Genomic DNA, 20,487 nt, shown 5'->3' with positions numbered 1-20,487 from the left:
TTGGCGTGTGCATGCTCTGACCGCACCGCCAGCCCCGTCCCCGACACCGGAGGTTGATGTGTCCGGCAGTTCCGTGTACCGCCGTGCCCGTACCGTCGTTGCGTCCACGACCGCCCTCGCCGCCGCCGCGATCGGGCTGTGGACCGGGCTCGGCAGCGGCTCCGCGCAGGCCGCGGGCGCCGTGCCGACCCCCGCCCACGTGGTCGTCGTCGTCTTCGAGAACCACGCCTACAGCCAGGTCATCGGCTCCTCCAGCGCGCCCTACATCAACTCCCTGAAGGCGGGCGGCGCCAGTCTCAGCCAGTCCTACGCCGAGACCCACCCGAGCCAGCCCAACTACTTCGCCCTGTTCTCCGGCTCCACCCAGGGCATCACCGACGACAGCTGCTACACCCCCGGCTTCTCCTCGGCCGCCAACCTGGCCTCCGAGCAGCTCGCCGCGGGCCGCACCTGGGCCAGCTACAACGAGACCCTGCCCAGCCAGGGCTCGACCACGTGCAGCAGCGGCGACTACGCCCGCAAGCACAACCCCTGGTTCGGCTTCAGCAACGTGCCGACGTCGTCCGCGAAGACGTTCGCCCAGTTCCCGGCGGACTACTCGACGCTGCCCCAGCTGTCCTTCGTGGTCCCCGACCTGTGCAGCGACATGCACGACTGCTCGGTGGCCACCGGTGACACCTGGCTGAAGAACAACCTCGGCGCGTACGCCACCTGGGCGAAGACCCACAACAGCCTCCTGGTCGTCACCTTCGACGAGGACAACCGGCTCAGCGGCAACCGCATCCCGACGGTCCTGTACGGCCAGCCGGTGACGGCCGGGGCCACCTCGTCGACCACCTACAACCACTACGACCTGCTGCGCACCCTGGAGGACTCCCAGGGCCTGACCACGCACGCGGGCAACGCGGCCGGCGCCAAGGACATCACGGGTATCTGGGCGTCCTGACATGTACGTAGCGGACAGCCGCGCGAGCACCTCCCCCGCGCCGGCGTCCGCGCACGGCGCCGTCCGGCCCCCCGCCGGGCGGCGCCGCGCCGCGGTCGCCCCCACCGTGCTCGCCCTCGGAACGGTCAGCCTGGTCACCGACGTGTCGTCCGAGATGGTCACGGCGGTGCTCCCGCTCTACCTGGTGACGGGCCTCGGCCTGTCCCCGCTCGGCTTCGGCCTCCTCGACGGCGTCTACAACGGCTTCTCGGCGGTCGTACGGCTGGCCGGGGGCCACCTCGCCGACCGGGGCGGCGGCCGGCACAAGTGGGTGGCGGGGCTCGGCTACGGCGTCTCGGCCCTCTGCAAGCCGCTGCTGCTGCTCGCGCACACCCTCACCCCCATCGGCCTGGTGCTGGCCGCCGACCGCACGGGCAAGGGCCTGCGCACCGCGCCCCGCGACGCGCTGATCTCCCTCTCCAGCGCCCCGGACGCCCGTGGCCGCGCCTTCGGGGTGCACCGCGCGATGGACACGGCGGGCGCCCTGCTCGGGCCCCTGGCGGCGTTCCTCATCCTGCGGGCTACGGTGGACGGGTACGACGCGGTGTTCACGGTCAGCTTCTGCGTGGCCGTCCTCGGCGTACTGGTACTCGTCCTCTTCGTACCGGGCGCCCGCACCCCGGCACCGGATGCGGCCCCGGACCCGGCCCAGGCAGAGGCTGCTCCCACCCTGCGGGCCGCCCTCGCCCTGCTCCGCCGCCGCGACCTGCGCCGCATCACGCTCTGCGCGCTGTTGCTGGGTCTGGCCACGGTCAGCGACTCGTTCGTGTACCTGCTGCTCCAGCGCCGGCTCGGCGTGCCCGACCGCTGGTTCGCGCTGCTGCCGCTGGGCACGGCGGCCGGGTTCCTGCTGCTGGCCGTACCGCTGGGCCGGCTGGCGGACCGGGTGGGGCGCCGGCGGGTCTTCCTCGGCGGCCACGGCGCGCTGCTCCTCGCCTACGCGCTCCTGCTCACCTCCTGGCACGGCGGCGCCCTGCCCTACGCCGTCCTCGCCCTGCACGGCGGCTTCTACGCGGCCACCGACGGCGTGCTGATGGCCGCCGCCTCGGACAGCGTGCCCGAGGCGCTGCGCTCGTCCGGGCTCGCGCTCGTGCAGACCGGGCAGGCGCTGGCCCGGTTCGCCTGCTCGCTGCTGTTCGGCGCGGCCTGGACGGTGTGGGGCGAGCGGGCGGCGCTGGCGGGCGCGGCGGTCGCGCTGGCCGGGTGCGCCCTGTTCTCGCTCACCCTCCGCACCGAGGGCACCCCGGGCGGCCCCGGCACCCCCGACGTCCCGCACGTGAGAGGCACGACGACCGCATGACCGTACGCAACCGCATCCTCGTCCTCGTGTCGGCCGTCGCCGTGCTGGCGGCGGTCGCCCTGGCGTCCGTCCTGCACGCGTCGGCGCGGGCGGAGCGCCGGGAGCACACCCAGGCGGGCGGCCCCCGGGTCACCGCGGGCACGGTGAGCCTCACGCGCCCCGGCCGCCTGGTGTTCCGCAACATGGCGTGGGGCCCGCACCGCGACGAGCTGACCACGGTCCCCGCGTCCGACCCCGCCGGCCCGCGCACCGCCTCCGGGGTCACGTGCCTGCGCTTCCACGCCGCCGCCGGCACCGGCGTGTGCCTCCAGGCGGTGCACGGGGCCGTCTCGGACACCTACCGGGCGCTGGTCCTCGACGCCCGCCTGCACGAGCGGGCCCGCTACGACGTCCCCGGCATCCCCTCCCGGGCCCGGGTCTCCCCCACCGGTCACTTCGCCGCGTGGACGGCGTTCGTGGGCGGCGACTCCTACGCCGGTACGAAGTTCTCCACCCGCGCGGCCATCGTGGACACCAGGACCGGCGCGCTGATCCCGACCCTGGAGTCCTTCCGCATCGTCAAGGACGGCCACGGCTACCGGGCGGCCGACGTCAACTTCTGGGGCGTCACCTTCGCGGCGGACGACCGCACCTTCTACGCGACGCTGGCGACCGGGGGCAGCACCTACCTGGTCCGCGGGGACCTGCGCGCCCGCACGGTCACCACCGTGCACCGCAACGTCGAGTGCCCGTCCCTCTCCCCCGACGGCACCCGCGTCGCCTACAAGAAACGCGTCCCCGGCCTCCCCGCGGACGCCCCTTGGCGCCTGTACGTCCTCGACCTGCGCACCGGGCGCGAGACTCCGCTGGCCGAGACCCGCAGCGTCGACGACCAGGCGGTCTGGCGCGACTCCCGCACCCTCGCCTACGCCCTCCCCGGCGACTACGGCGCCGACCTCTACACCGTCCCCGCCGACGGCACAGGCACCCCCCGCCGCCTCACCCCCTCAGCCCTCTCCCCGGCCTACCTGGACTGACCCGCGGGCGCCGCGGGCACGTCACCTGGGGGCGCGGCGGTTCCGGCGGAGCTTGTAGGCGACACGGACGGTCACGAGGCCGAGGACCAGCTGGGTGCCGAAGAGCAGGACGTACCAGCGTGGGGCGTCGAACAGGGCGCCCCACACGGCCCAGGCCAGGGCGCCCATACCCATGCTGACGGTGGCGACGAACGTCCAGGACCTGGCGACCGACGGCCCCTGGTCCGTCTCCTCGGCCTGCGCGGTGCCGTCCTGCTTGGCGACGACGCCCTGGCTCACCTGGCTTCTCAGCGCTCTGACCGCTCGGACCTTGGCGTCGCCGGTGAGTTCGGGGTGCTCACGCTCGATCTGCTCCTTGGCGTCCTTGAGATTCATCGTTCCCTTCCTTGGGGCGCATGAGCCGACCGGGACGGCCCGGGGGCCGTGAGACGTCGTGTGGCCGACCGCTGCGAGCGGTCGGCCACACGGGAACGTCAGCGTCTCAGACCGTCCTGACCTGCGACTACAGCACCGGCAGGTTCTTGCGCAGCTCGAACGCGGTGACCTCGCTGCGGTACTCCTCCCACTCCGACTTCTTGTTGCGGAGGAAGAAGTCGAAGACGTGCTCGCCGAGGGTCTCGGCGACCAGCTCGCTGCGTTCCATGAGGGTGAGGGCCTCGCCGAGGTTCTGCGGGAGGGGTTCGATGCCCATGGCGCGGCGCTCGGCGTCGGAGAGGGCCCAGACGTCGTCCTCGGCGCCCGGGGGCAGTTCGTAGCCCTCCTCGATGCCCTTGAGGCCGGCGGCGAGCAGGAGGGCGTAGGCCAGGTAGGGGTTGGCGCCGGAGTCGAGGGAGCGGACCTCGACGCGGGCCGAGCCGGTCTTGCCGGGCTTGTACATCGGGACGCGGACCAGGGCCGAGCGGTTGTTGTGGCCCCAGCAGATGTAGGAGGGTGCCTCGCCGCCGGCGCCGGCGGTGCGCTCGGAGCCGCCCCAGATGCGCTTGTAGGAGTTCACCCACTGGTTGGTGACCGCGGAGATCTCCGCCGCGTGCTTGAGCAGGCCCGCGATGAAGGAGCGGCCGACCTTGGAGAGCTGGTACTCCGAGCCGGACTCGTAGAACGCGTTGCGGTCGCCCTCGAAGAGGGAGAGGTGGGTGTGCATGCCGGAGCCGGGGTGCTCGGAGAACGGCTTGGGCATGAAGGTCGCCTGGACGCCCTGCTCCAGCGCCACCTGCTTCATGACCAGGCGGAACGTCATGATGTTGTCCGCCGTGGAGAGCGCGTCGGCGTAGCGCAGGTCGATCTCCTGCTGGCCGGGGGCACCCTCGTGGTGGGAGAACTCCACCGAGATGCCCATGGACTCCAGCATGGTGATCGCCTGGCGGCGGAAGTCCATGCCGATGTTCTGCGGAGTGTGGTCGAAGTAGCCGGAGTTGTCGGCCGGGGTGGGGCGGGAGCCGTCCAGCGGGCGGTCCTTCAGCAGGAAGAACTCGATCTCCGGGTGCGTGTAGAAGGTGAAGCCCAAGTCGGAGGTGCGGGCCAGGGCGCGCTTGAGGACGTAGCGCGGGTCCGCGAAGGACGGGGAGCCGTCCGGCATGAGGATGTCGCAGAACATCCGGGCGGTGCCCGGTGCCTCGGCGCGCCAGGGCAGGACCTGGAAGGTGGAGGGGTCCGGCTTGGCGATCATGTCGGACTCGTAGACCCGGGCGAAGCCTTCGATCGCGGAGCCGTCGAAGCCGATGCCCTCGTCGAAGGCCTGCTCCAGCTCGGCCGGGGCCACGGCGACGGACTTGAGGAAGCCCAGCACGTCCGTGAACCACAGGCGAACGAACCGGATGTCGCGCTCCTCCAAGGTCCGGAGTACGAACTCCTGCTGCTTGTCCATCTTCCGCTTCCCCATCCTTGCTGGTCAGGCCGCCTGTCCCCGAGACCCCGGAGGCGGTCGGGCACCTGAGCATCCCACCACAACACCATTTCGTGCGCGTTGCGGACCATGATCGACCGGCCGTCCGCGGCCTGAAGGCCAGGCATCCGGGAGGTGTACCGCTCTGCCGCCCATCTTGCCTGCTCGGGCCGCCGTACGTAATGCCGGGCGGCCTGCCGCGTGCGGGAACGGCCGCGGGCCGGTGAGCGGACCCGTGAGCGGAGTCGTGAGCGGGGCGGCGGGCACCGGCCGGGCGGGCCTGGCACCGCCGCATATCGGCCAGTCCTCAGGTCGTGCGTCGGCCATCCGCACGCGGTTTTGCGGACGCGGCCTACGGCACCGCCGCCTGCCCCCACTACGATCAGCTGGCCCCACCCGTCCCGTCCGTTTCCCAGAAGGACACATGCCATGGGTTCCGCCAAGAACACCAGCAGCACCGCGCGCCAGGAGCGCGTGGCGGAGATGCGGCGCGCCGAGCAGGCCCGCGAGCGGCGCACCCGGGTGCTCACCGTCGTCGCGAGCCTCGTGGTCGTCGCCGGTCTCGTGGTGGGCGGTGTCGTCCTGGTGCGGCACCGGTCGGACACGTCGGCCGCCTCGGGCGACTCGGCGGACGCGAAGGGCGCCGGGGACTCGGGGCACTTCACGACCGGCAAGGACGGGGTGCGGACGTGGAGCGGGAAGCTGGGGCGGACCCACGTCACGGCGAAGGTGGCGTACCCGATGCACCCTCCGGTCGGCGGCAACCACAATCCGGTCTGGCTGAACTGCAACGGCGACGTGTACACCTCGCCCGTGCAGGACGAGACCGCCGTGCACGCGCTGGAGCACGGCGCGGTCTGGGTGACGTACACCGCCAAGGCGAAGAAGGCGGACGTGGCGGCGCTCGCGGCCAAGGTGAAGAAGACGCCGTACTCGCTGATGAGCCCGTACGAGAAGCAGAGCGCGCCGCTGATCCTGTCGGCGTGGGGCCACCAGCTGGCGGTGAAGGGCGCGGGCGACCCGGCCGTCGACACGTTCTTCGCGACCTACGTGCAGGGCGCGCAGACGCCGGAGCCGGGTGCCTCGTGCACCGGCGGGGCGATGAAGTGAGGCACCGGCACGCCGGGTGGGTGGCGGGAACGGCGGCGGCGGTGCTGGTCGCGGCCGGCGCGATCACCTACGCGGTCGCCGAGGACGGGCGGTCGGGCGCCGGTACGGCCGTGCCGGGCGCCGAGTCGGCGGACGCCGGGTTCGCCCGGGACATGGCCGTGCACCACCAGCAGGCGGTCGAGATGTCGTACATCGTGCGCGACCGCACGCGGGACGAGGACGTGCGGCGGCTCGCCTACGACATCGCGCAGACGCAGGCCAACCAGCGCGGGATGCTGCTGGGCTGGCTGGATCTGTGGGGTCTGCCGAAGGTGTCGGCCCAGCCGCCGATGACCTGGATGGGCATGGGCGACATGGCCTCCGGCAAGGGCGGCGCGCTGATGCCGGGGATGGCGACGGACACCGAGCTGAACCGGCTGGAGAAGCTGAGCGGCAGGCAGGCGGAGGTGCTCTACCTCCAGCTGATGACGAACCATCACAAGGGCGGTGTCCACATGGCCGAGGGCTGTGTGGCCCGGTGCACGGTGGGAGTGGAGAAGCGGCTCGCGCAGGGGATGGTGGACGGCCAGCAGTCGGAGATCCAGCTGATGGCCGACATGCTGAAGGAGCGCGGCGCCACGGCCGGCCGCTGACACCGCCGGTGTTGCCGAGCGGTGGTTTCCGGCCGTCGGGCGGTGTTGACGAAAGCCCCCAATTCGCCCTGGATGAACGTTCCTTGAGCTTCTCTTGACTCCCGCGTTCCCCTGGCATGAACGGTTCATCGAAAGAGTGACCCCCATCGTGTGATCTTCGCGGGCCGACACCGCCGCGGGCCGGCGCGGATCGCCCGACGTCACGACCACTACATGCATGCGAACCGCATCGCAGGGGGTTACATGAGATCCAACCGCGCCACGCTGCGCGCCGGCGTGAGCATGGCAGCGACACTGCCGATGATCGCCGGTGCGCTGGCGCTCGGCATACCCGCGGCCCACGCCGCGGACCACCCGTCCCGGGACGCGCTCAAGGGCACCAGGCCCACGTGGGCCACGGCCAAGGCGGACAAGGGTGCCACCCCGGACGGTGCCAAGGTCTCCGCCCGGGTCTACCTCGCCGGACGGGACGCGGCCGGTCTGGCCGCCTACGCCAAGGCGGTGTCCGACCCGGCCTCGCCGCTGTACGGGCACTACCTGAGCGCCAAGAAGGTACAGGCCCGCTTCGGCGCCACCAAGGCCCAGGTGGCCGCCGTGAAGTCCTGGCTGGCCTCGGCCGGGCTGACGGTCACCGGGGTCACCCGGCACTACGTCACCGTCACCGGTGACGTGGCGGCCGCCGAGAAGGCCTTCGGCACCCAGCTGCACAACTACGCGAAGGGCGCGAAGACCTACCGCGCCCCGGCCGGAACGGCCTCCGTGCCGGCCGGTCTGAACGGCGCCGTCCTGACCGTCACCGGCCTGGACAACGCCCCGCACAAGGCGACGCACGACGAGCAGCTGCCGCCGCCGGACGCCGTGTTCAAGAACTCCGGGCCGTTCTCCTCGTACTACGGCTCGAAGACCGCGACGTCGCTGCCGGACGCGTACGGCCACAAGATCCCGTACGCGATCAAGGGCTACACCGGCAAGCAGCTGCGCGCCGCCTACGGCGCCGGCAGCTACACCGGCAAGAAGGTCCGCGTCGCCATCACGGACGCGTACGCCTCGCCGACCATCGCCTTCGACGCCGGCAAGTACGCCGTCAAGCACGGTGACGCGGCCTGGAAGACGCGTCAGCTGCACCAGGTGCTGCCGGCGGACTACACGAAGACCGAGGAGTGCGGAGCGGCCGGCTGGTACGGCGAGGAGACCCTCGACGTCGAGGCCGTGCACGCCGTCGCGCCGGCCGCGGACGTCACCTACGTGGGCGCCGCGTCCTGCTACGACGACGACCTGCTCGACTCGCTCAGCAAGGTCGTCGACAGCCACCTGGCCGACATCGTCTCCAACTCCTGGGGCGACATCGAGGCCAACCAGACGCCCGACCTGCTGGCCGCATACGACCAGGTCTTCCAGCTGGGCGCGGTCCAGGGCATCGGCTTCTACTTCTCCTCCGGTGACAACGGCGACGAGGTCGACAACACCGGTACGAAGCAGGTCGACACCCCGGCCAACTCCGCCTGGGTGACGGCGGTCGGCGGCACCTCGCTGGCCGTCGGCAAGGGCGACGCGTACAAGTGGGAGACCGGCTGGGGCACCCGGAAGGCCGCCCTGTCGGCCGACGGCAAGAGCTGGGAGAACTTCCCGGGCGCGTTCACCTCGGGCGCGGGCGGCGGCACCAGCAAGACGGTCGCCGAGCCGTACTACCAGAAGGGTGTCGTCCCCGGCTCGCTGGCCAAGGCCAACAACGCCGCCGGCAACCGGGTGGTCCCGGACATCGCGGCCATCGCCGACCCCAACACCGGCTTCCTGGTCGGCCAGACCCAGACCTTCCCCGACGGCACGGAGAAGTACAGCGAGTACCGCATCGGCGGCACCTCGCTGGCCGCTCCGGTCATCGCGGCGGTCCAGGCCCTGGCCCAGGAGGCGGGCGGCGGCAAGGCGCTCGGCTTCGCCAACCCGTCGATCTACGCCAAGTACGGCAAGAAGGGCGTCTTCCACGACGTCACCGACCACCCGGTCTCGTCCGGTCTGGCCGTGGCCCGCGTGGACTTCGCCAACGGCTACGACGCCGCCGACGGCCTGCTGACCTCGGTCCGCAGCCTGGGCAAGGACAGCTCCCTGTCCGCGGTGAAGGGCTACGACGACGTCACCGGCGTGGGCTCGCCCGCGAACGGCTACGTGCAGTCCTTCCGCCGCCACTGATCCGGCGGCCCGGCGAAGGGGCGTGAGGTCCTGGTGACCTCGCGCCCCTTCGCGCTGCCCGGGGCTGCCGGGGCCCGGTGGGACGACCGGGTGTCCGCGGCGGTTCATTGCCTCAAGCTCCTGTTCTGCGAGCCGGGCCGAACTGACGCATATTGGCAGGTGATGACCTTCCCGTGGGCGGGGGTGGCCCGCTGTGGCGCCACCGCACCGGCGGACCGGCGTGCGCAGGTCGCACGGCCGGCCCTGTCGGTGCCCTTCTACCGCCGCGGGAGCCACACCCGGCATTTCGCACACCCTCGTCAGTGACGCGCCCAGCGGCGCACCAAGGAGGCTGTATGTCGTCCCGTGAGCCGGCAGTGCTCGACTGCCCCTTCGACTTCGCCGACGCGCTGGAGTACGACCCGTCCCTGGACTCGCTCGCGCGGCGCGGCGCGGTCAGCCGGGTCAGGCTGCCCTACGGCGAGTCCGAGGCCTGGCTGGTGACCAGCTTCGCCGGAGTACGCCAGGTGACGACCGATCCGCGCTTCAGCCGGGCGGCGATCATCGGGCGGGACTATCCCCGGATGACGCCGGAACCCATCGTGTCACCGGAGTCGATCAACGTGACGGACCCGCCGTACGTCACCAGGTTGCGGCAGGCGGCGGCCCAGGCCTTCACCCGGGAGCGGGTGGCGGCGATGCGGCCGGCCGTGGACGGGATCGTGGCCAAGCTGCTCTCGGCGGTGGCCGAGACGGGACCGCCCACCGACCTGGTGACGGCCCTGTCGGTGCCGCTGCCGCATCTGACGATCTGCGAACTGCTGGCCGTGCCCGAGGCCGACCGCGAGCGGCTGCGGAGCTACACCATGCGGCTGCTGGCCACCTCCCCGGGCGCCCGCAAGGACGCGGCCGACGCCAAGGCCGCCCTGCGCGACTACTTCACCGGGCTGCTCCCCGACCGGCGCCGCGCACCCGGCGAGGACCTGCTGAGCGCCATGGCCACCGCCCCGGTGCCGGCCGGCGAGGAGCCGCTGAGCGACGACGAGCTGGCGGTCATGGCCGTGACCCTCATCCTCAGCGGCAACGACACCGCGACCTGCCAGATCAGCAACATCGCCTACCTGCTGCTGACCCGGCCCGCGGATCGCGCCGCGCTGACGCGGGACCCCGCCCGGTTCCCCGGCGCGCTGGAGGAGCTGCTGCGGTTCATCCCGTTCCGCAAGGGCGTGGGCATCCCGCGGATCGCGCTGGAGGACGCGGAGGTCGAGGGCACCGCCATCGCGGCCGGCGACTACGTGCACGTGTCCTACCTGGCCGCCAACCGCGATCCGGCCGTCTTCCCCGATCCGCACACCCTGGACCTCGAACGGCCGGTGCGCCCGCACATGACGTTCGGGTGGGGCGGGCACCACTGCCTGGCCGCGCCGCTCGCCCGCGCGGAGCTGGAGAGCGCGGTCACCGGGCTGCTGGCCCGCTTCCCCGAGCTGCGCCTGGCCGTCGCGCCCGAGGAGATCGAGTGGGACACCGGCACCATCCGGCGCTTCCCGGTGCGCCTGCCCGTCACCTGGTGAGACCGGGGCCCGGCGGCCGGGACCGGCGGTCCAGCACGAGGAAGGCCCCGAGACCGACGGCGAGCAGCACCGCTCCGGCGACCAGGAACGGCACCGGCGCGTACGCGTCCGTGCACGCGCTGCCGCTCGCCGTCACGTGGCACACGGTCCCGGGGCCGCCCCGGTTGAGGTAGGCGAGCAGGAACAACGGCAGGGCCACCCCCGCGACGCCGCCCACGACGGCCGTCCGGTGCCCCCTGCGCAGCAGCAGCACCCCGGCCGCGACGGCCACGACGACCAGCACCACGCCGACCGACAGCAGCGCCGCCACCCCGAGGGCGAAGCACCCCCCGACCGCGACCCACGCCAGGAACCAGCCCCAGCGCGCACCACCCCGGCCGGTCACAGCCCTTGCCCTGCGGCCGACTTCAGCGCCGCGACGAAGGGCGCCCAGGCGGCGGCGGTGAGCAACAGGGCGGGGCCCTGCGGGGCCTTGGAGTCCCGGACGGGGACGAGACCGGGGATGTTGGCGGCGACTTCGACGCAGTCGCCGCCGTCACCGTTGCTGTAACTCGACTTGCGCCACAGGGCGGCTCCGGTGAAGTCGCTCGCCACTTCGACGCAGTTGCCGCCGTCACCGTTGCTGTAGCTGCTCCTGAACCAGAGCGCTTCACTCAAGTCGATCCGGTCGCTTGCCATTTCGGTAATCCTCTGCCGCAGCTCTGATCATGGCGAGGGACACGTCCGGTGACGGCGCGACGGCCCTGAGCCGATCGTATGCCTTGCGGTACTGCTTCACGAGGGCCGGATCATCCACGGTGTCCCCGCTGTAGGACGCCTCGGTGTAGACCAGCGGTGGCGCGTCCGGGAAGGTCATCACTTTGATGGATGCGGCCATCAAGGGATACGCGCCGCAGCTCCGCGGGACGATCTGCGGAGTGATTCGCCGCCGCTCGGCCAACTGCACAACCTGGTCAAGTTGTTCGGCCATCTCCTGGGAGGGCAGGATCGGGCTTGTGAGCAGCGACTCGTGAAGGACCGCCCAGTACTCCGGGACGCTGTGATCGTCCTCGAAGAGGCAGGCACGAGCGAGCCGAGCCGTCACCTTGTCCTCTACCCACTCGTCCGCGGCCGCCGGGTGCGCCGACCGGACCAGTGCCCGCGCGTACGGGGCTGTCTGGAGCAGCCCGGGAAAGGTGACGGGACACCATTCCTCAATGCTCTCCGCGTACCTCTCCGCTTCCAGAACCTTCTCGAAGTACGCCGCATGCGGCCCCCTCCGTGCCCTCCGCACATCCTCACAGCACCGCTCGAAGAACCCGTCCGTGCCGAGCACCCGGTCCGCGTGCCGGGCGAGTTCGACCGGCATCCGCCGCTCCCCGCGCTCGATGTCGCTGAGGTAGGTCTTGCCGTAGAAGCTGCCCTCCAGGAACGCCTCCAGTGACAGGCCCGCCGCCTCCCGCTTCCAGCGCAACTCCTTGCCGTAGAAGGTCGGGACGCTCATGGAGCCGTCGATGTCCTTGCTGCGTGCCACTCGCCCACCGCCGTAACTGACCGTGCCGTTTCCGCCGTTCGCGTCGCGGACGCGAATCGGCTTCCACGGTAGCGAGCGGGGCGACAGGCTGTGAGCAGTTCGTCACAGACCGCACGGAAGGCCGACCACCCCCATGCCCGACCACTCCCCCACCACCCCCTACGACGTGACCCTCTGCGTCGAGGAACTCCGCTGCGCCCTCGCGCTGCACGGCATCACGCTGCCGTCCCTGCGGGTCGAACTGCCGGCCTTCGCGGGTACGTACCGGCCGCCCGCCGGGCTGGTCACGCTCGGGAACTGCAACACCACGACCGCGCGTGCGCTCGCCGCCGTCCTGCGCAAGGCGGCGGTCGAGGAATGACGCCCCTGGTGCTCCACCTGCTCGCCACGCCGCAGACGGCACCCGAGTTGCGCCACCACCTGCGCGACCACGGCTTCGACGTACGGCTGTGCGCGACGGAGTTGCTCACGAACGTCATCGCCCACGTCGGGGAGGGCACGCCCGTGACCGTCCGGGTCACCAGCACGGGCGACGACCGCACCCGCGTCGAGGTGACGGATCCGGCCCCGCGCGCCTCACCCGTCCTCCGGCCGGCCACAGACACGACAGAGTCCGGCCGCGGTCTGACGCTGATCGCCGCACTCTCCCGCCGCTGGGGCGTGGACGAGGGGGTGGGCCACAAGACGGTGTGGTGCGAACTGGAGCGTGACCGCCTTGGGCGATGCCCGTAGATATGAGCGGGATGACGATCGCCGACCTCAGGTCGGTCAACCCCCATGCGCAGTGCACGCACACACAGGGCGATCATTTCCGTGCAGCCGGCATGCTTCCCGGGAAACGGGGGAAACAGTCAATCAGCCACGCGGCCGAAACCCGCCCTGAACTGGCACTTCACGAGTGATCCATTCGCAGGGCGCTGTCGGCTCATGGTAAGTTCACAGGAACTTGCCGGTTCACCTTCACGCGGCTTCACGCAATGAAAGCCCTTATGGAAGATGCCGGAATGCTCAATAGCAGCGAGTTCTCCGGTATTTTGGAGCGCACCGCCATGCCCGCCCCCACCGTTTCCGTCATTGTCGCCGCTTATAACGCGATGCCTTATCTGACGCGCTGCATAGCGTCGGTCGCCGAGCAGACCATCGGTGCGGAACGGCTCGAGGTGATCGTCGTCGACGACGGGTCCACCGACGGCACCGCGGCGGAGCTGGAACGCCTTCAGGGGCAGTACCCGGGGCTGCTGCGCGTCCTCCGGCAGCGGAACTCCGGTGGCCCCTCCGCGCCGCGCAACGCGGGGATCGAGCAGGCGACGGGCGAGTTCGTCTTCTTCCTTGACGCCGACGACCACCTCGGTCCCGAGGCCTTGGCCCGCATGGTCGCGATGGCCCAGGAGAACGGCACCGACATCGTGCTGGGCAAGATGGTGGGGGTGGGCGGCCGCACGGCGCCCACGTCGATGTTCAAGCGCAACCAGCCGCGTACGGACGTCTTCTCCTCGCGCGTGTACTGGACGCTCAACCCGATGAAACTGTTCCGGCGGGACCTCCTGGAACGCCACCGGCTGCGGTTCGCGACCGATCTGGCCATCGGCGAGGACCAGCTCTTCGTCGGTGCCGCCTACCTGCACGCGTCCGGTGTCTCCGTCGTCGCCGACTACGACTGCCTGTACTGGGTGCTGCGCGAGGACGAGGGCAACATCACCCGCCGGCTGACCGGCTCCGAGCGCAGGCTGCGGTTCCTCCAGCGCATGGTCGATCTCGTCCTGGGCAGCGTCCCGCCCGGACCCGGCCGCGACCACCTGGCCCACCGGCACCTGACCACCGACGTGTGGAACACCCTCGCCGGCCAGCTCGTCCACGAGCCGCGCGAGACGCAGGAGAAGATGCTGGACCGGCTGGCCGAGGTGATCGAGCCGCTCTGGCACGAGGGCATGAACGACCGGCTCTCGGCCATGGCCCGGCTGCGGCTGCACCTGGTCCGCCACCGCATGCTCGACGAGCTGGTGCGGCTCGTCGAGTTCGAGCAGGAGGCCGCCCGGACCGAGGCGGCCACGCCCCTGCTCATCGAGGGGGGCCGCGCCCTCGCCCGGTACCCCTACCTCCGCGATCCCGCCCGCTCGATCCCCGACTCCTGCTACGACGTCACCGCGCAGCTCGGCTGCCGCCACCACGTCACCCGGGCCGAACTGCTGGGCACCACGGTGCACCTGGCCGGGCACGCCTATCTGCACCGGGTGGAGACCCGTGACGTCAGCACGGAACTGGTGCTGCGCGAACGGGCCGGCGGCACCGAGTACCGCCTGCCCGTCACCCACACCCCCACGGCCGGACTCGGGGCGGCCGAGGACGAGGGCCGGTTCACCTACGACCTCGCCGGGTTCGAAGCCGCCTTCGACATCGCCACCGCCGCCGCGGGCGGGCCGCTCGCCGACGGGCTGTGGGACATCTCCCTCGCCGTCGGCGCCCAGGGTCTGTCCAAGGAGGTCCGGATCGGCAGCAAGCGGGCGGACGGCGTCCCGGGCACGCCGAGTACCCGGGTCGTCGGCACCGGGCCGGGCATGCGGGCCGTCACCCTCTACGCCACCAAGCCGTACGGCAACTTCACCGTCGACCTGGGTGAGGTGAAGCACGCGGTGGCCCCGCACGTCACCCTCGCCGGGGAGGGCCGCTGGGCCGCCGGCGCACCCGCCGAGCTGGAGTTCACCGGCCGCTGCACGCTCGCCGCGTACCCCGAGGGCGCACTCGAGGCCGTGCTGACGAGCGGTCAGGGGGAAACCGCCGCCTTCCCCGTGCGTCCCGCGCCGGGACGGGACGGCCGCTTCACCGTGCGCGTTCCCGTCGCCGCCCTGCCCGCGGGGCTGTGGCGCGGGCACCTGCGGCTCGGGCCCTGGCAGTGGGACCTGCCGGCCCTGCCCGACACCCTCGCCCCCGTGAAGTGGCGCCGCCGCGGACTGCCCTGGTACGCCAGGCCGGTTCGCGACAACGACGGCAGCACCGCCCTGCGCGTCGCCAGGACGGACCTCCTCAAGGCACTCACCCGGCGCCTCGGGTAGCGCGGGCGGGACCGCCCGGGGCCCGGCTCAGCGCCGTACCGGCTCCGGCTCGGTCCCGTGCGGGCTCCGGCTCCGGCTCAGCGCCGTACCGGCTCCGGCTGCTGCGGTACGCCGGAGGCCACCACACGGCCCGCCGGTGAGGCGTCCCGGTGCCGGTCGACCCCGTACGCCACCCCGGCCACGCCCAGGCCGAGCACGGCCAGTGCCGCCCCCGTCAGGGCCGGGGAGGTGACGCCGAAGCCGGCGGCCAGGGCGAGGCCGCCGATCCAGGCGCCGCCGGCGTTGGCCAGGTTGAAGGCCGCCTGGTTGGCGGAGGAGGCGAGGGAGGGGGCGGCGGAGGCCTTCTCCATGACCATCAGCTGGAGCGGGGAACCGGTGACGAACGCGGCCGTGCCGAGCAGGGTGACGGCCAGGGCGGCGCTCCACTGGGCCCGCATCAGCAGCGGGAACGCGAGCAGGACCACGACCAGGGAGACGAGCCCGCCGAGGAGCGTGCCGCGCAGGGAGTGGTCCGCGAGGCGGCCGCCGAGCAGGTTGCCGGCGGTGGCGCCGACGCCGAACAGGGCCAGCAGCAGCGTCACGCTGGCCCCGGCGAAACCGGCGGCGTCCGTCAGCATGGGCGTGATGTAGCTGTAGGCGGCGAAGAGGGCGCCGAAGCCCGCCACCGTCGTACCGAGGGCCAGCCAGACCGGGAGCGAGCGCAGGGCGGCGAGTTCGCCGCGCAGGCCCCCCGAGGCCGCGCCGTGGGTGCGGTCGTGCGGGATCAGCAGGGCCAGGGAGGCGATGGCCATCAGGCCGATCGCGCTGACCCCGAGGAAGGTGGCCCGCCAGCCGAGGTGCTGGCCCATCAGCGTGGCGGCGGGCACGCCCGCGATGTTGGCGACGGTCAGCCCGAGGAACATCAGCGACACCGAACGGGCCTTGCGCTCCGGCGCGACCATGGTGGTCGCGACCACCGCGCCGACGCCGAAGAAGGCGCCGTGCGGCAGGCCGCTGAGGAAGCGGGCGGCCAGCAGCCAGCCCTCGCCGGGGGCGAGCGCCGACAGCGCGTTGCCGACGACGAACAGGGCCATCAGGGCGATCAGCACCGTCCGGCGGGACATCCGGGCGGTGACCGCGGCCAGCAGCGGGGCGCCGATGACGACGCCCAGCGCGTACGCAGAGACCAGGTGACCGGCGGCCGGGATCGAGATGCCCAGGTCGTCGGCGACGTCGGGCAGCAGGCCCATCATCACGAACTCGGTCGTACCGATGCCGAAAGCGCCGACGGCCAGTGCGAGCAGGGCCAGGGGCATGAGGGGCCTGTGCCTTTCAGGGGAGAGCGGGGTCGCGTTCCGTGCAGTCTATGTTCAGCTACGGAACAAAGTCTCCCTGGCGCAGTATTCCGGCAGGTTACGAGGACGTGGCCAGCTTCACGCGGGCCGCCACCGGCAGGTGGTCGCTGCTGGTGCGCGGCAGCGTCCAGGAGGTCTCCGGTTCGACGCCCTTGACCATGATCTGGTCGATCCGGGCCATCGGGAAGGAGGCCGGCCAGCTGAAGCCGAACCCGCTGCCGGCCGCCCCCTGCGTGGAGCGCATCTGGGAGGTGACGGCGTTCAGCGCGCGGTCGTTCATCGTGCCGTTGAGGTCGCCGAGCAGCACCACCTGCCGCACCGGCTCGTCGGCGATGGCCTCGCCCAGCGCGTCGGCGCTCTTGTCCCGCTGCCGGGCGGTGAACCCGGCCTGCATCTTCACCCGCACCGACGGCAGATGGGCGACGTACACCGCGACCCGGCCCTTCGGCGTGGCCACGGTGGCGCGCATGGCGCGGGTCCAGCCGAGCTTGATGTCGACGGCCCGCACACCGGACACCGGGTACCTGCTCCACAGCCCGACGGTGCCCTCGACCGCGTGGTACCGGTACGTCGCCGCGAGCGCCTTCTCGTAGGCGGGCACGGCGGACGCCTTCAGCTCCTCCAGGGCCACCACGTCGGCGCCGGACGCGGCGACGTGCCGGGCGGTGCCGGCCGGGTCGGGGTTGTCGGCGTTGACGTTGTGCGTGGCCACCGTCAGGTCGCCGCCGCCCCCGGACTTGTCGGTGAGCAGCCCGCCGAACAGATTGAGCCACACGATCGCCGGGAGCAGCACCGCGATCAGCGCCGTCGCCGACCTGCGGACCGCGCCGATCACCACCAGCACCGGGATCAGCAGACCCAGCCAGGGCAGGAAGGTCTCGCTGAGACTGCCCAGGTTGCCCACCCGGTTGGGGATGCGGGAGTGCAGCAGCATCACCAGGGCGAGCAGCAGCGCGAGGGCGGCCGACACGAGGCCGCGGCGCCAGATGCGCGGATCTCCGCGCCAGCCGTCCAGCAGGCGGTGCGCCAGGCGTCGGAGCCGGGAGCCTGGTCGCTCGGGCCCCGAGCCTCCGTTGTCCGTCTCCGTCATGTACGCCTGCTGCGCCATACCGCCTGCCTCACTGCCTGCCGTGCACACCGTCGTCCCCCGTGTCCATCCGACCCTAGGGGATGATCGGCGCCGATCCCGCCGTCCATGACGGCCGTACGGAAGACCAGGACGAAGAGATCGGTGCCGTGAGTTCCGGTTACCCGCGGAACAGGCGGTGACTGTGACGAAACGCGCACATTGCTCCACCCGCCGGCGGGCCTACTTCCCGCGCGGGGCGGGCGGGCTGACGGGGCGTAGGCCGGCCAGGACGGTGTCGACGATCTGTTCGGCCAGGCCATCGGGCAGGTCGGCGTCGGGGCGCATCACGGAGCGCACGAGCATGGGGCCGACGAACAGGTCGTTGGCGAGTTCCAGGTCGACGTCCGGGCGCAGTTCGCCGTTGAGCTGTCCCCGGCGCAGTACCTCGAGGCCGAGGTTGCGCCGGGGCGTTATGACGCAGGCGTGGTAGGCGGCCCAGATCTTGGGGCTGCTCTTCATCTCGGCGTGCACGTTGTGCAGGATGACCGAGGAGCGGCTGACCAGTCCCCGCTGCCGCAGCGACTCCAGCAGGACGACGAGGTCGTCGCGCATGGAGGTGCCGGGGAGTTCGGGGTCGGGCGGTTCGGCGGCGCGCATGACGTCGACGAACAGCTCCTCCTTGCCGCTCCAGCGGCGGTAGATGGTGGCCTTGCCCACCCCGGCGGTGCGCGCGATCCGCTCGATGGACAGCTCGCGGAGGGACACGCCCTCCTCCAGGAGTTTCATCGCTCCTTCGAGGATGGCGCGTTCCACGGCTTCGCTGCGGGGGCGGCCCCGGGCGGGACCGCACGGCTGTGGCCGGCTGTCGGCAAGGCTCACGTCGCTTCAGTCCTCTCACTGTGCTGCGGCGATTGTCCCGCAGCGGGCTCCTCTCCCCCGTAGGTTGCGGTCGGTCAGTCGCCCGCGGCGACCAGCTGCTGCTCGGGTTCCTGGCGCTCACCGGCCGGCGGCCGGCCCGGCAGGAACAGCGCCGTGACCACGGCGCCGATCAGCGCGACGCCCGCACCGCACAGGGCGGTGACGTGCATGGCGTGCAGGAACGCGTCGTTGGCCGGGGTGACCAGGGCGGTGCCCCGGGGGCCGAGCTTCTCGGCGACGCCGAGGGTGGCCTCGATGGACTCGCCCGCGGTGTCGCGCAGTCCGGCCGGGAGCGCGCCGAGCTTGCCCTCGATGCCGTTGCGGTAGGCGGTGGAGAGCACCGAGCCGAGCACGGCGATGCCGAGGGCGCCGCCGACCTGGCGGAAGGTGTTGCTGAGCGCGGAGGCGGAGCCGGCCTTCTCCCGGGGCAGCGCCTGCATGATGACCACCGAGGTCGGCGTCATGATGTGGGCCATTCCGGTGCCCATGAGGAAGAAGATGACCTCGAGCAGCCAGATCGGCGTGTCGGCCTCGAACGTGGCGAAGGAGGCCAGGGTCGCGGCGATCAGGACGAGCCCGGCGGTGGTGGTGGCCTTGTTGCCGAACCGGTCGACGACCAGCCGGGCCCGCGGCGCGAAGATCATCTGGGCGGCGGCCAGCGGCAGCATCAGCAGGCCGGACTGCAACGGCGAGTAGCCCCGCACGCTCTGGGTGTAGAAGACCGAGAAGAAGGTCACGCCCATCAGCGCGAAGAAGACCAGCGCGATGGCGCTCATGGCGGCCGAGAAGACCTTGTTCCGGAAGTAGCTCACGTCCAGCGACGGGTGGTCGCTGCGCTTCTCGTGGACGACGAACGCGACGAGGACGACGAGGCCGGCGGCGATGGTGGACAGCACGGCCGTGTCGGTGAAGTCGGCCAGTTCGCCGCCCTTGATGATGCCGTAGACCAGCAGGACCAGGCCGACGACGGAGAGCACGACGCCGACGGGGTCGAGGCGGCCGGGGCTGGGGTCGCGGGAGTCGGGCACCAGCCACACCATCAGCACGAGCGCGACGATCACGATCGGCACGTTGACCAGGAAGACCGAGCCCCACCAGAAGTGGTCGAGCAGCACGCCGCCGGTGATCGGGCCGATGGCGATGGCGAGGCCGACGCCGCCGGCCCAGATGCCGATGGCCTTGGGCTGCTCCTCGCGCTCGAAGACGTTCATCAGCACGGCGAGGGTGGCCGGCATGACGAAGGCCGCGCCGATCGCCATCAGGGCGCGGTAGGCGATGAGCTGGCCGGGAGAGCCGGACTCGGCGGCCAGGGCCGAGCCGATGCCGAACAGGACGATGCCGCCGAGCAGCACCTTCTTGCGGCCGAGCCGGTCTCCGACGAGGCCCGCGGTGAACAGCAGGCCGGCGAAGACGAGGGTGTAGGAGTTGATCGCCCATTCGATCTGGCTCTGGGTGGCGCCCAGACCGGTCGGCGCCGGAGTGGCGATCGTCTTGATGGCGACGTTCAGGATCGAGTTGTCCAGCACCACGATGAGCAGGCTCAGCATCAGCACGCCGAGAATCGCCCAACGGCGCCGGTGCACCGCTTCCGGTATCCGGGAGCCGTGAGGAGCACGGTCGGCAGGAATTGTCATACCGGCGAGTCTAAGCCACTTACGATACGGAACCGTCTCGTATCTGAAATACTTTACCGAGAGCTTACGCGGTCGGAGCGCCGCCGGACCGCCGCCGGACGGGTATCCAGGTGAACGCCCGGCGAACACCGCCAGGACTGCGGTGACACTCCGGCCGGACTCCGGCGAGGCTCCATCCGGACCGCGGCCGGGGGCTGCCGGGAGCCGACGGGATCACAGGGGGGTGCTCTGGCCGTCCGTGGCACGAGGTGCCACCATGGAGGGGATCCGGGGACGCCGTCAGGGCGCCTCGAGATGACTGAAGGAG

General features: G+C 71.8%; 19 protein-coding genes. 10 read left to right on the top strand and 9 right to left on the bottom strand.

From position 1 onward, the window contains the following. Positions 1-58 precede the first annotated feature (58 nt). Genes ACZ6CZ_RS02975 through ACZ6CZ_RS02965 form a run of 3 tightly spaced genes read left to right on the top strand, consistent with a single transcriptional unit; the run spans position 59 to position 3,301 of the window. Complete coding sequence (locus ACZ6CZ_RS02975) at positions 59-946, top strand: alkaline phosphatase family protein (protein WP_469013812.1); 888 nt, start codon at positions 59-61, stop codon at positions 944-946. Between the two features lies 1 nt (position 947). Further along, positions 948-2,285 carry an MFS transporter gene (locus tag ACZ6CZ_RS02970; RefSeq protein WP_469013810.1) on the top strand — a complete coding sequence of 446 codons (1,338 nt, stop codon included), beginning with the start codon at positions 948-950 and terminating at the stop codon, positions 2,283-2,285. After that, complete coding sequence (locus ACZ6CZ_RS02965; RefSeq protein WP_469013809.1) at positions 2,282-3,301, top strand: TolB family protein; 1,020 nt, start codon at positions 2,282-2,284, stop codon at positions 3,299-3,301. The genes ACZ6CZ_RS02970 and ACZ6CZ_RS02965 overlap by 4 nt, the downstream gene beginning before the upstream one ends. A 21-nt stretch (positions 3,302-3,322) precedes the next feature. Here the strand turns inward: ACZ6CZ_RS02965 and ACZ6CZ_RS02960 are convergent, their stop codons facing one another. Further along, a complete protein-coding gene (locus ACZ6CZ_RS02960; protein WP_469013807.1) occupies positions 3,323-3,676 on the bottom strand; it encodes a hypothetical protein in 354 nt (117 codons plus the stop codon). Between the two features lie 127 nt (positions 3,677-3,803). Next, on the bottom strand, positions 3,804-5,165 hold the full coding sequence (gene glnA / locus ACZ6CZ_RS02955) for a type I glutamate--ammonia ligase (protein ID WP_469013805.1): 1,362 nt from the start codon (positions 5,163-5,165) through the stop codon (positions 3,804-3,806). 447 nt (positions 5,166-5,612) lie between these two features. Between glnA and ACZ6CZ_RS02950 the strand changes: the two genes are divergently transcribed. The 4 genes from ACZ6CZ_RS02950 to ACZ6CZ_RS02935 all read left to right on the top strand — a co-directional run bounded on the left by ACZ6CZ_RS02950 (position 5,613) and on the right by ACZ6CZ_RS02935 (position 10,662). Continuing rightward, on the top strand, positions 5,613-6,293 hold the full coding sequence (locus ACZ6CZ_RS02950; RefSeq protein ID WP_469013803.1) for a DUF3105 domain-containing protein: 681 nt from the start codon (positions 5,613-5,615) through the stop codon (positions 6,291-6,293). A gap of 20 nt (positions 6,294-6,313) precedes the next feature. Further along, positions 6,314-6,925 carry a DUF305 domain-containing protein gene (locus tag ACZ6CZ_RS02945; RefSeq protein WP_469013801.1) on the top strand — a complete coding sequence of 204 codons (612 nt, stop codon included), beginning with the start codon at positions 6,314-6,316 and terminating at the stop codon, positions 6,923-6,925. A gap of 243 nt (positions 6,926-7,168) precedes the next feature. Further along, positions 7,169-9,112 carry a S53 family peptidase gene (locus ACZ6CZ_RS02940; RefSeq protein WP_469013799.1) on the top strand — a complete coding sequence of 648 codons (1,944 nt, stop codon included), beginning with the start codon at positions 7,169-7,171 and terminating at the stop codon, positions 9,110-9,112. 335 nt (positions 9,113-9,447) lie between these two features. Next, positions 9,448-10,662 (top strand): cytochrome P450, encoded by a 1,215-nt coding sequence (locus ACZ6CZ_RS02935; RefSeq protein ID WP_469013797.1) that lies wholly within the window; start codon positions 9,448-9,450, stop codon positions 10,660-10,662. On the opposite strand, the gene ACZ6CZ_RS02930 is transcribed toward ACZ6CZ_RS02935, so the two are convergent. From ACZ6CZ_RS02930 to ACZ6CZ_RS02920, 3 genes are read right to left on the bottom strand one after another with little or no spacing between them, the layout of a single operon-like run. Beyond that, positions 10,652-11,047 (bottom strand): hypothetical protein, encoded by a 396-nt coding sequence (locus ACZ6CZ_RS02930; RefSeq protein WP_469013794.1) that lies wholly within the window; start codon positions 11,045-11,047, stop codon positions 10,652-10,654. The two genes, ACZ6CZ_RS02935 and ACZ6CZ_RS02930, sit on opposite strands and share 11 nt — an antisense overlap. Continuing rightward, positions 11,044-11,340 (bottom strand): DUF397 domain-containing protein, encoded by a 297-nt coding sequence (locus tag ACZ6CZ_RS02925; protein WP_469013791.1) that lies wholly within the window; start codon positions 11,338-11,340, stop codon positions 11,044-11,046. Before ACZ6CZ_RS02925 ends, ACZ6CZ_RS02930 begins: the two co-directional genes overlap by 4 nt. Continuing rightward, entirely contained in the window at positions 11,312-12,175 is an 864-nt protein-coding gene (locus tag ACZ6CZ_RS02920; protein WP_469013788.1) for a helix-turn-helix domain-containing protein, read from the bottom strand. The genes ACZ6CZ_RS02925 and ACZ6CZ_RS02920 overlap by 29 nt, the downstream gene beginning before the upstream one ends. A gap of 133 nt (positions 12,176-12,308) precedes the next feature. Here ACZ6CZ_RS02920 and ACZ6CZ_RS02915 point away from each other — a divergent pair, with 133 nt between their 5' ends. The 3 genes from ACZ6CZ_RS02915 to ACZ6CZ_RS02905 all read left to right on the top strand — a co-directional run bounded on the left by ACZ6CZ_RS02915 (position 12,309) and on the right by ACZ6CZ_RS02905 (position 15,225). Further along, entirely contained in the window at positions 12,309-12,536 is a 228-nt protein-coding gene (locus ACZ6CZ_RS02915) for a hypothetical protein (protein ID WP_469013787.1), read from the top strand. Continuing rightward, complete coding sequence (locus ACZ6CZ_RS02910; protein WP_469013785.1) at positions 12,533-12,907, top strand: ATP-binding protein; 375 nt, start codon at positions 12,533-12,535, stop codon at positions 12,905-12,907. The genes ACZ6CZ_RS02915 and ACZ6CZ_RS02910 overlap by 4 nt, the downstream gene beginning before the upstream one ends. 272 nt (positions 12,908-13,179) lie before the next feature. Continuing rightward, entirely contained in the window at positions 13,180-15,225 is a 2,046-nt protein-coding gene (locus ACZ6CZ_RS02905) for a glycosyltransferase (RefSeq protein WP_469013784.1), read from the top strand. A gap of 77 nt (positions 15,226-15,302) precedes the next feature. Here ACZ6CZ_RS02905 and ACZ6CZ_RS02900 read toward each other — a convergent pair whose 3' ends face one another. The 4 genes from ACZ6CZ_RS02900 to ACZ6CZ_RS02885 all read right to left on the bottom strand — a co-directional run bounded on the left by ACZ6CZ_RS02900 (position 15,303) and on the right by ACZ6CZ_RS02885 (position 20,180). Beyond that, positions 15,303-16,520 (bottom strand): MFS transporter, encoded by a 1,218-nt coding sequence (locus ACZ6CZ_RS02900; protein WP_469013781.1) that lies wholly within the window; start codon positions 16,518-16,520, stop codon positions 15,303-15,305. 97 nt (positions 16,521-16,617) lie between these two features. Next, positions 16,618-17,667, bottom strand: a complete 1,050-nt coding sequence (locus ACZ6CZ_RS02895) for an endonuclease/exonuclease/phosphatase family protein (RefSeq protein ID WP_469013779.1) — start codon at positions 17,665-17,667, stop codon at positions 16,618-16,620. 201 nt (positions 17,668-17,868) lie between these two features. Then, on the bottom strand, positions 17,869-18,507 hold the full coding sequence (locus ACZ6CZ_RS02890) for a TetR/AcrR family transcriptional regulator (RefSeq protein ID WP_469013778.1): 639 nt from the start codon (positions 18,505-18,507) through the stop codon (positions 17,869-17,871). 74 nt (positions 18,508-18,581) lie between these two features. Next, positions 18,582-20,180 (bottom strand): MFS transporter, encoded by a 1,599-nt coding sequence (locus tag ACZ6CZ_RS02885; protein WP_469013776.1) that lies wholly within the window; start codon positions 20,178-20,180, stop codon positions 18,582-18,584. Positions 20,181-20,487: the final 307 nt, after the last annotated feature.

The sequence above is a fragment of the Streptomyces sp. NPDC041135 genome, assembly GCF_055592085.1.
Note: the sequence above shows the minus strand (reverse complement) of the source record. Positions and strands in the feature narration are given on the sequence as shown.